Origin of the sequence: Streptomyces carpinensis (assembly GCF_002154505.1) — a bacterium.
Classification (GTDB): Bacteria; Actinomycetota; Actinomycetes; order Streptomycetales; family Streptomycetaceae; genus Streptomyces; species Streptomyces carpinensis.
The window spans coordinates 26,455-35,269 of record NZ_MUBM01000135.1; the positions used below are offsets into that span (position 1 = coordinate 26,455).

General features: G+C 71.2%; 8 protein-coding genes. 4 read left to right on the plus strand and 4 right to left on the minus strand.

Going from position 1 to position 8,815, the window contains the following annotated elements:
* Positions 1-81 precede the first annotated feature (81 nt).
* Positions 82-1,602 carry a tRNA (N6-isopentenyl adenosine(37)-C2)-methylthiotransferase MiaB gene (miaB, locus tag BZY54_RS18710; RefSeq protein WP_086726334.1) on the minus strand — a complete coding sequence of 507 codons (1,521 nt, stop codon included), beginning with the start codon at positions 1,600-1,602 and terminating at the stop codon, positions 82-84.
* Positions 1,603-1,836: 234 nt separating this feature from the next.
* On the opposite strand from miaB, the gene BZY54_RS18715 reads away from it, so the two are divergent.
* A complete protein-coding gene (locus tag BZY54_RS18715) occupies positions 1,837-3,060 on the plus strand; it encodes a glycosyltransferase family 87 protein (protein WP_086726335.1) in 1,224 nt (407 codons plus the stop codon).
* 53 nt (positions 3,061-3,113) lie between these two features.
* On the opposite strand, the gene BZY54_RS18720 is transcribed toward BZY54_RS18715, so the two are convergent.
* Positions 3,114-3,518, minus strand: coding sequence for a pyrophosphohydrolase domain-containing protein (locus BZY54_RS18720; protein WP_086726341.1), 405 nt, complete (start codon positions 3,516-3,518; stop codon positions 3,114-3,116).
* A gap of 94 nt (positions 3,519-3,612) precedes the next feature.
* Here BZY54_RS18720 and BZY54_RS18725 point away from each other — a divergent pair, with 94 nt between their 5' ends.
* Complete coding sequence (locus BZY54_RS18725; protein ID WP_086726336.1) at positions 3,613-4,611, plus strand: TAXI family TRAP transporter solute-binding subunit; 999 nt, start codon at positions 3,613-3,615, stop codon at positions 4,609-4,611.
* A gap of 42 nt (positions 4,612-4,653) precedes the next feature.
* On the opposite strand, the gene BZY54_RS18730 is transcribed toward BZY54_RS18725, so the two are convergent.
* Both BZY54_RS18730 and BZY54_RS18735 read right to left on the minus strand, forming a co-directional pair.
* On the minus strand, positions 4,654-6,072 hold the full coding sequence (locus BZY54_RS18730; RefSeq protein WP_086726337.1) for a sensor histidine kinase: 1,419 nt from the start codon (positions 6,070-6,072) through the stop codon (positions 4,654-4,656).
* A gap of 9 nt (positions 6,073-6,081) precedes the next feature.
* Positions 6,082-6,768, minus strand: coding sequence for a response regulator transcription factor (locus tag BZY54_RS18735; RefSeq protein WP_086726338.1), 687 nt, complete (start codon positions 6,766-6,768; stop codon positions 6,082-6,084).
* A gap of 286 nt (positions 6,769-7,054) precedes the next feature.
* On the opposite strand from BZY54_RS18735, the gene BZY54_RS18740 reads away from it, so the two are divergent.
* Both BZY54_RS18740 and BZY54_RS18745 read left to right on the plus strand, forming a co-directional pair.
* Complete coding sequence (locus tag BZY54_RS18740) at positions 7,055-7,831, plus strand: amino acid ABC transporter ATP-binding protein (protein ID WP_086726339.1); 777 nt, start codon at positions 7,055-7,057, stop codon at positions 7,829-7,831.
* 121 nt (positions 7,832-7,952) lie between these two features.
* Complete coding sequence (locus BZY54_RS18745; protein ID WP_086726340.1) at positions 7,953-8,792, plus strand: glutamate ABC transporter substrate-binding protein; 840 nt, start codon at positions 7,953-7,955, stop codon at positions 8,790-8,792.
* The last annotated feature ends 23 nt before the right edge of the window (positions 8,793-8,815 follow it).

An 8,815-nucleotide genomic window follows, 5' to 3' on the forward strand; every position in this document is an offset into this window, starting at 1 on the left:
GCCGACGCCGACCGAGCCGGCGGACGTCGAGACCCCGGCCGGCTCGCCCGGAGCGGGAGCTCCGGGCGGGAGTGGAGTGGGTCAGTCGCAGCCGCAGCCGCTGCCCGCCGCCACCGGCAGCGGCTCCGGGGCGCCGATCTTCGGCAGGCCCAGCATGACGCCGGCCGGCTTGGCCGCCTCGGCGGCGTTGCGCTTCTCCCAGGCGTCACCCGCGCGGGTGCGGCGCACGTCGAGCACCGGTCCCTCGGCGAGCAGGTGGTGCGGCGCGGCGTAGGTGACCTCGACCGTGACCACGTCGCCCGGGCGCACGTCCTGCTCCGGCTTGGTGAAGTGGACCAGGCGGTTGTCGGGGGCGCGGCCGGACAGGCGGTGGGTGGCGCCGTCCTTGCGGCCCTCACCCTCCGCGACCATCAGTTCGAGCGTGCGGCCGACCTGCTTCTTGTTCTCCTCCCAGGAGATCTCCTCCTGGAGGGCGACCAGCCGCTCGTAACGCGCCTGCACGACCTCCTTGGGGATCTGGTTCTCCATCTCGGCGGCCGGGGTGCCGGGCCGCTTGGAGTACTGGAAGGTGAACGCCTGCGCGAACCGCGCCTCGCGCACCACGTGCAGCGTCTGCTCGAAGTCCTCCTCGGTCTCGCCGGGGAAGCCCACGATGACGTCGGTGGTGATCGCGGCGTGCGGGATGGCGGCGCGCACCTTCTCGATGATCCCGAGGTAGCGCTCCTGGCGGTAGGAGCGGCGCATCGCCTTCAGGACCGAGTCCGAGCCGGACTGCAGCGGCATGTGGAGTTGCGGCATGACGTTCGGCGTCTCGGCCATCGCGGCGATCACGTCGTCGGTGAAGTCGCGCGGGTGCGGGGAGGTGAACCGCACGCGCTCGAGGCCCTCGATGTTCCCGCAGGCGCGCAGCAGCTTGCTGAACGCCTCGCGGTCGCCGATGTCGGAGCCGTAGGCGTTGACGTTCTGGCCGAGCAGCGTGATCTCCGAGACGCCCTCGCCCACCAGGGCCTCGACCTCGGCGAGGATGTCGCCGGGGCGGCGGTCCTTCTCCTTGCCGCGCAGCGCCGGGACGATGCAGAAGGTGCAGGTGTTGTTGCAGCCCACGGAGATGGACACCCAGGCCGCGTACGCGCTCTCGCGCCGCGTCGGCAGCGTGGAGGGGAACGCCTCCAGGGACTCGGCGATCTCGACCTGCGCCTCCTCCTGGACGCGGGCGCGCTCGAGCAGGACCGGCAGCTTGCCGATGTTGTGGGTGCCGAAGACGACGTCCACCCAGGGCGCCTTCTTCACGATGGTGTCCCGGTCCTTCTGCGCCAGGCAGCCGCCGACCGCGATCTGCATCCCGGGCCGCTTCGCCTTCTTCGGCGCGAGGTGGCCGAGGTTGCCGTAGAGCCGGTTGTCGGCGTTCTCCCGGACGGCGCAGGTGTTGAAGACGACGACGTCCGCGTCACCGTCCGCCCCCTCGGGCGCCCGCACGTACCCGGCGTCTTCGAGCAGCCCGGCCAAACGCTCGGAATCGTGGACGTTCATCTGGCACCCGTAGGTGCGGATCTCATAGCTGCGAGGGACGCCCGCTTCTCGGCTCCGGTCGATGCTGCTCATGCCATAAGGGTAGGCGCTCGCCGGAGTACCCCCGGACGGCGGAATCACGGACGCATGCCTCTCGGCCCTGCGGGCGCGGCACGACGGTGGTCGCGTCCCTCCTGGGAACGACCGCTCCGGAAAAAGGGGACACCCCGCGCAACCCCGTCCGTCACCCATACGGCGGCGGACCGCACGGCAGCCGTGCGGCAACGCCGTTACGCTCACGGCAACCCTCTCGGACAGGTGCGTGTGATGCAGCCTCGTGACGCCCTCAGGACGGCCGCTCCGGAAGTGCCCCTGGCCGCCGCGCTGCGCTCCTGGCTCCTGCATCCGCCCGGTCCGGTCGCGGTCACCCTCCTCGCCGTCGTCCTGGTGGCTCGCGCAGCTCGGGTGGCGGTGGTCGACGCCCAGGGCGGCATGGACAACGCGTTCGTCGTCCACGCCGGGCAGGTCTGGCTGCAGGGCGGCGCCCCGTACGCCGACCGGCGCTTCCTCTATCTGCCGAGCTCCGTGCTGTTCGCCGCCGGTCAGGCGATGCTGCCGGCGCCGGTGCTGCGGGTCGCCGCGCCCGTGGTGTGCGTGGGCATGGTCGCGGCCGGCTGGTGGTGTGCCCTGCGCCTGTTCCGGGTGCCGGGGCACAGCCGGTTCGCAGTGCTGGGCCTGCTCGGGCTGGTGCTGTGCTGGGCACCGGTCGGTCACCTGATGAACCTCGGGAACTGGACCGTAGTGAGCGCGCTCGCGCTGCCGTTGGCACTGCTGCTGGGGGAGCGCGGGCGCTGGGACGCGGCCGGGGTGGTCCTCGGAGTGTCCGTGGCGGTGAAGCCGCTCCTCCTGCCGGTGGTCGTGCTGCTGCTCCTGGCCCGGCAGTGGCGCGCCCTGGCCTGGATGGTGGCGCTGCCGCTGGCCATGTCGGTGGGGACGGCACTGATCATGCCGGACCCGAGCGGGTTCTTCACCCGCACGCTGCCCTTCCTCCTCAGGGGCGGGGACACGCTCATGCGGCCGTTCGACTGCTCCCTGCCCGCGGTGCTGCCGCGGCTCGGGGTGCCGCCGCTCCTGGCCCAGGTGGTGGCGCTGGCCGCGGCGGCGGCCGGCCTGGTGTGCGCCTGGCGGCGCTGGCGCCGCGCCGACCCGGGTCCGGCGCGGCTCGTGGAGACCGCCGCCATGCTCATGCTCGCGTCCTACCTGGTGTCCCGGCCGTCCTACGAGCACTATCTGGTCGTCGTGGTACCGCTGCTGGTCGCCGGCGCGCTGGAAGCGGGCTCGGTGACGCGGTCGCCGTGGTTCTGGGGCGCGCTCGTCCCGCAGGTGCCGGATGTCGCGTTCCCCCACCTGGACGCGTCGACGCGCAGGGCGTTCAAGGACGCGGTCACGCTGTGCGGTCTCGCGCTCGTGCTGGCCGTGCGGTGCGCGCGACCGCCGGGGCCCCGGCGGCCCGCCGCTCCGGCGCGGAAGCTGACGAGCCAGGTGCCCTGAGCTCCGGTAGCCGCGGCCGGGCCTTCACGACCGAGGCCCGGCGGGTGGGTACGTCAGGCGTCGGCCGGGTTCCAGCCCTGCCGGCGGAGTACGGCCGACACGTCGGGCGCCTGGTAGTGGTCTCCCTTGAGCACCTTGCCGTCGGCGCGGCGGCTGACCTCGCCGTCCGGGCCGAGCTTGGTCATGTTGGAACGGTGGATCTCGGCGATCACCTCGTCCAGGTCGATGCCGTGGACCAGGGCGGTGCCGTACGCCACGTACACCACGTCCGCCAGCTCGTGCGCCAGCCGGTCGAGCGGGCCGTCGACCGAGACCTCGGCGACCTCCGCCGCCTCCTCCGCGAGCAGCTCCCCGCGGTGCGCGCCGAGCTCCGCTGACACCCGCGCCGGTGTGCCGCGGACGTCGAGCCCGAAGGCACGGTGGAACTCACGGACGAGGTCGGCGGGCGAAGAACTCATGCGGCGACTGTAGCCGCCGTCCCCGGCCGGGAAGGCGGCCGGGGAGCCGAGGCAGCCCTGGTCAGCAGGCCGTCCTGCTGGCAGGATCGCGCGCATGTCCAAGGTGTTTCCCCCGATCGGCAGGCGTCGTGGTCTGCAGGGCGCGGCCGTCTCCGCCGTGGTCCTCGGACTGCTGCTGTGGTGGCTGCTGCCGCTGGGCGACCGGCCGCCGAGCGGGACGATCACCTTCAGCACCGGGGGCCTGCGCGGCGTCTACCAGGAGTACGGCGAGCGGCTGCGCACCGCGTTCGCCAAGGACATGCCGAATCTCGAGGTCCGGTTGATGACCAGCGACGGCTCGCAGGAGAACGTGACGCGGGTGGCGACCGGCAAGTCCGACTTCACGATCGCGGCGGCCGACGCGGTGGAGACGTACGAGCTGAACCACGGCTCTGGCGCCGGCCGGCTGCGCGGGGTCGCCCGCCTCTACGACGACTACCTGCAGCTCGTCGTCGCGCGCGACTCGAGGATCAACTCGGTCGCGGACCTGCGGGGCAAGCGGGTGGCGGTCGGGCCCCCGAAGTCGGGCGTGCGGCTGATAGCCGAGCGGGTGCTCAAGGCGGCCGGCATCGACCCGCACACGGGCATACGGTCCGCGGCCGACGGCATCGACACCGGGCCCGGCCGGCTGCGGCAGGGCGCCATCGACGCGTTCTTCTGGTCGGGCGGACTGCCGACGGACGGACTCAAGCAGCTCGCCTCGAAGTTCGCGTTCCGGTTCATACCGATCGACGACGACCTGGTGGCCAAGCTGCACGCCCAGGGCGGTGCCACGCGCTACTACCGCGCCACCAACATGCCGGAGTCGGCGTACCCGTCCGTCCAGAACGGCTCGCCGGTTCCGACGATCGCCGTGTCCAACGTGCTGATGACCCGCAAGGACGTGGATCCGAGACTGACCGAGTGGGTCACCCGGACCGTCATCGACAGCCGGGACCGCATCGGCGCCCATGTCCACTCCGCCCAGCTGGTCGACCTGCGCACCGCGATCTACACCGATCCGCTGGTCCTGCACGAGGGCGCCCGGCGCTACTACCGGTCCGTCAAACCATAGGCTCACGCGCCTTCCTGCACGCCGGACCGCGCGCCGCTGCCGCTACGAAGGCCGCGCGTCCGACCTCGGCACCGTCACCGTCACCCGCAGCCCGCGCGGCTCGTCGGGGCGGTGGTGGGCATACGCGATCGAGCCGCCTCCGGCGGCGAGGAGCGCCCGGGAGATGGACAGGCCGAGACCGGAACCCTTGATGTTCTGGTGGCGGCCGCTGCGCCAGAAGCGGTCGCCGATACGGGCCAGTTCCTCGTCGGTGAGGCCGGGGCCGTGGTCGGCGACCACGACCGTCGAGGTGTCGCCGCTTCCGGAGACCGTCACGTCGACGCTCTCGCCCTCCGGCGTGAACTTCACCGCGTTGTCGATCACCGCGTCCAGCGCGGACGACAGCGCCACCGGGTCGGCCCAGGCCGTGGTGGCCGGGCACCGGCCCACCAGCCGTACCCCCTTGGCCTCGGCGGCGGGCCCCCAGGCCGCCACCCGCTCCTCGGTCAGCTCGCCGATGTCGATGAGCTGCAGGTCCGCCTCGGCGTGCTCGGCCAGCGCCAGGTCCAGCAGGTCGTCCAGGACCTGCGCGAGGCGTATGCCCTCGGTGCGGACCGAGGCGATCTCCTCGTTGCCCTGGGGCAGTTCCAGGGCGAGCAGCTCGATACGCAGCAGCAGCGCCGAGAGCGGGTTGCGCAGCTGGTGCGAGGCGTCGGCCACGAAGGCGCGCTGCTGCTCGAGCACGTCCTCGACGTTGTCCGCCATCTCGTTGAACGACCGTGCCAGCCTTCTGAGTTCCGGTGGTCCGCTCGCCACCGCGACCCGGGACTTCAGGCGCCCGGTGGCGATGTCGTGGGTGGTGGCGTCCAGGATCCGCACCGGGCGCAGCACCCAACCGGTCAGCCGCAGGGCGGCGCCCACGGCGACCAGCATGGCGACGGTCTCCCCCGCGCCGAGCAACAGCCAGCCGTGCAGCGTCCGCGCCCGCATCTGCCCGGTGGGCGAGTCGGTGACGACGACCGCGACGACGTCGCCGTCCCGGATGACGGGCGAGGCGACGACGAGCCGGTGCCGCTGCCAGGGCCAGACCTGCTCCGGGTCGTGGCTGCGCCGGCTCAGCAGAGCCTCGCCGAAGGCCTCGCGGACCTCGCCCGCGCGCGGCAGGGACCAGCTGGCCGGGGCACCCGCCATGGGTGTGCCGGAGCGGTAGAAGACGCCGGCCCGGATGCCGTAGACCCCGTAGTAGCTCGCGAGTTCGCGGCTGAGGGTCTCCAGGCGCTCGTCGGGGACGGTCCGGCGGGAGCCGGTGGGCCGGTCGGTGACGAACTGGGCGAGCGCGGCGAAGCGTGCCGTGTCGTCGATCCGGTCGACGACCACCTTCTGCTGCTGGCCCGCGGCCAGGCTGACGGCGAGCGGGAAGCCGAGGGCCAGCAGCACCGCCGCCATCAGGACGATGAGCAGCGGCAGCAGACGTGTGCGCACCCGTCCCCGCTACGTGGCCGGGGCGACGAGGCGGTAGCCGACGCCGCGGACGGTCTCGATCAGGGCGGGCATGCGCAGCTTGGAGCGCAGGGAGGCGACGTGCACCTCCAGGGTGCGTCCGGTGCCCTCCCAACTGGTGCGCCACACCTCGCTGATGATCTGCTCCCGGCGGAAGACCACTCCGGGGCGCTGGGCGAGCAGGGCCAGCAGGTCGAACTCCTTGCGGGTGAGCTGGACGACCGTGCCGTCCACGCTGACCTGGCGGGTGGGCAGTTCGATGTACACGGAGCCGAGGCGCAGCGCGCTCTCGCCTGCGGTACCGGTGTCCTCGTGGGCGGTGCGGCGGCTGACGGCATGGATCCGGGCGAGCAGTTCCCCGGTGTCGTAGGGCTTCACCACGTAGTCGTCGGCGCCGAGGTTGAGGCCGTGGATGCGGGAGCGGACGTCGGAGCGGGCGGTGACCATGATGACCGGAGTGCTGGTGCGCTTGCGGATCTTGCCGCAGACCTCGTAGCCGTCCTGGTCGGGCAGGCCCAGGTCGAGCAGGACCACGCCGAAGCCGTCACCGCCCGGGACGAGGGCCTGTAGGGCCTCCTCGCCGCTGCGGGCGTGCGTGACGTCGAAACCGTGCCGGGCCAGCACCGCGGACAGTGCGGCTGCGACATGGTTGTCGTCCTCGACGAGGAGCAGTCTCATCCCGGCCTCCCCCGGTTCATCCGTCGTATCGTCGTCCCGTGTAGAACTCGTGCACACGCGCGCGTGCACCATGGCAGTCACGCCGATGGACGAGGACGGCGTCAAGAGGCTTCTTGTTGCGCGCCACCTGTCGTTACCCAGCCGGTACGCGCCGCACGCGACCCTGCTACGACCCGTGTCCGGCCGCTACCGGATCGTGATGCTCAGATCTCCCTCAGATGTAATGACGCAGGTGGCGCGGCTGGCTACTGTCCACCGAAACCGAGGAGGACGGAGCCTGAAAGCGATGACCGAAGTATCGGTGGCCAAGCAAGACGTGGCCGCGACCGGCGATCTGGTCGTCCTGAAGAGCGTCAACAAGCACTTCGGCGCGTTGCACGTGCTCCAGGACATCGAGCTGACGATCTCCCGCGGCGAGGTCGTCGTGGTCATCGGGCCCTCCGGGTCCGGGAAGTCCACTCTGTGCCGCACCATCAACCGCCTGGAGACCATCGACTCGGGCACGATCACGATCGACGGCAGGCCGCTGCCCCACGAGGGCAAGGAGCTGGCCCGGCTGCGCGCCGACGTCGGCATGGTCTTCCAGTCCTTCAATCTCTTCGCGCACAAGACCGTGCTCGAGAACGTCACCCTGGGGCAGACGAAGGTCCGCCGCACGGACAAGAAGAAGGCCGAGGAACGGGCGCGGGCCCTGCTCGACCGGGTCGGCGTGGGCGCGCAGGCGGACAAGTACCCCGCGCAGCTCTCCGGCGGCCAGCAGCAGCGCGTGGCCATCGCGCGGGCGCTGGCCATGGACCCGAAGGTCATGCTCTTCGACGAGCCGACCTCCGCGCTGGACCCGGAGATGATCAACGAGGTGCTGGAGGTCATGCAGCAACTCGCCCGGGACGGCATGACGATGATCGTCGTCACCCACGAGATGGGGTTCGCCCGATCGGCTGCGAACCGGGTGGTCTTCATGGCCGACGGCCGGATCGTCGAACAGGCTGCGCCCGACCAGTTCTTCAGCAACCCGCGCAGCGACCGGGCCAAGGACTTCCTGTCGAAGATCCTGCACCACTGACGGCCTCGGCCACCCTCGCCGGCCGGCGACCGCCCCCGGTCGCCCCGGCCCGGTCACTCGACGCAGCCGTCACCCGCCCCGCAACGGGCCTCGACTCCTCTTTGAGCAAAGGAAATCCACCATGAAGCTCCGCAAGGTCACCGCCGCCTCGGCCGTCGTGCTCGCCCTCGCCGTCTCGGCGACGGCGTGCGGTTCCGACAAGAAGGACAGCGGCTCGTCGGGCGGCGGCGGCAGCAAGAAGATCGCCGTCGGCATCAAGTTCGATCAGCCGGGCCTGGGCCAGAAGACGCCGCAGGGCTACTCCGGCTTCGACGTGGACGTGGCCAAGTACATCGCCAAGAAGCTCGGTTACAACGAGGACCAGATCGAGTGGAAGGAGTCGAAGAGCGCCGACCGCGAGACCATGCTCCAGCGCGGTGACGTCGAGTTCATCGCCGCCACCTACTCGATCACCCCGGAGCGCGAGAAGAAGGTCGACTTCGCGGGCCCCTACCTGCTGGCCCACCAGGACGTGCTGCTCCGCGCCGACGACAGCTCGATCAAGTCGCCGGCCGATCTGAACAACAAGCGGCTCTGCTCGGTGACCGGCTCCACCTCGGCGCAGAACGTCAAGGAAAAGCTGGCGCCCAAAGCCAACCTGCAGCAGTACCCGACCTACTCGGCCTGCCTGACCGGCCTGCAGAACAAGGCGATCGACGCGCTGACGACGGACGACTCGATCCTCGCCGGTTACGCCTCCCAGGCCCAGTTCAAGGGCAAGTTCAAGCTGGGCGGCTTCAAGATGACCAACGAGAACTACGGCATCGGCGTCAAGAAGGGCAGCGACCTCAAGGCCAAGATCAACAAGGCCCTGGAGGACATGGTCGCCGACGGTTCGTGGGAGAAGGCCGTGAAGGCCAACTTCGGCCCCGCGAACTACCAGTACGAGCAGGCGCCGAAGATCGGCGACATCAAGAGCTGAGTCAGCGCCCGCCGGGTGCGCCG

Coding starts and splice junctions, on each gene's coding strand:
- miaB (WP_086726334.1), bottom strand. CDS start 1,602: ATGAGCAGCATCGACCGGAGCCGAGAAGCGGGCGTCCCTCGCAGCTAT.
- BZY54_RS18720 (WP_086726341.1), bottom strand. CDS start 3,518: ATGAGTTCTTCGCCCGCCGACCTCGTCCGTGAGTTCCACCGTGCCTTC.
- BZY54_RS18740 (WP_086726339.1), top strand. CDS start 7,055: ATGACCGAAGTATCGGTGGCCAAGCAAGACGTGGCCGCGACCGGCGAT.
- BZY54_RS18745 (WP_086726340.1), top strand. CDS start 7,953: ATGAAGCTCCGCAAGGTCACCGCCGCCTCGGCCGTCGTGCTCGCCCTC.
- BZY54_RS18735 (WP_086726338.1), bottom strand. CDS start 6,768: ATGAGACTGCTCCTCGTCGAGGACGACAACCATGTCGCAGCCGCACTG.
- BZY54_RS18725 (WP_086726336.1), top strand. CDS start 3,613: ATGTCCAAGGTGTTTCCCCCGATCGGCAGGCGTCGTGGTCTGCAGGGC.
- BZY54_RS18715 (WP_086726335.1), top strand. CDS start 1,837: ATGCAGCCTCGTGACGCCCTCAGGACGGCCGCTCCGGAAGTGCCCCTG.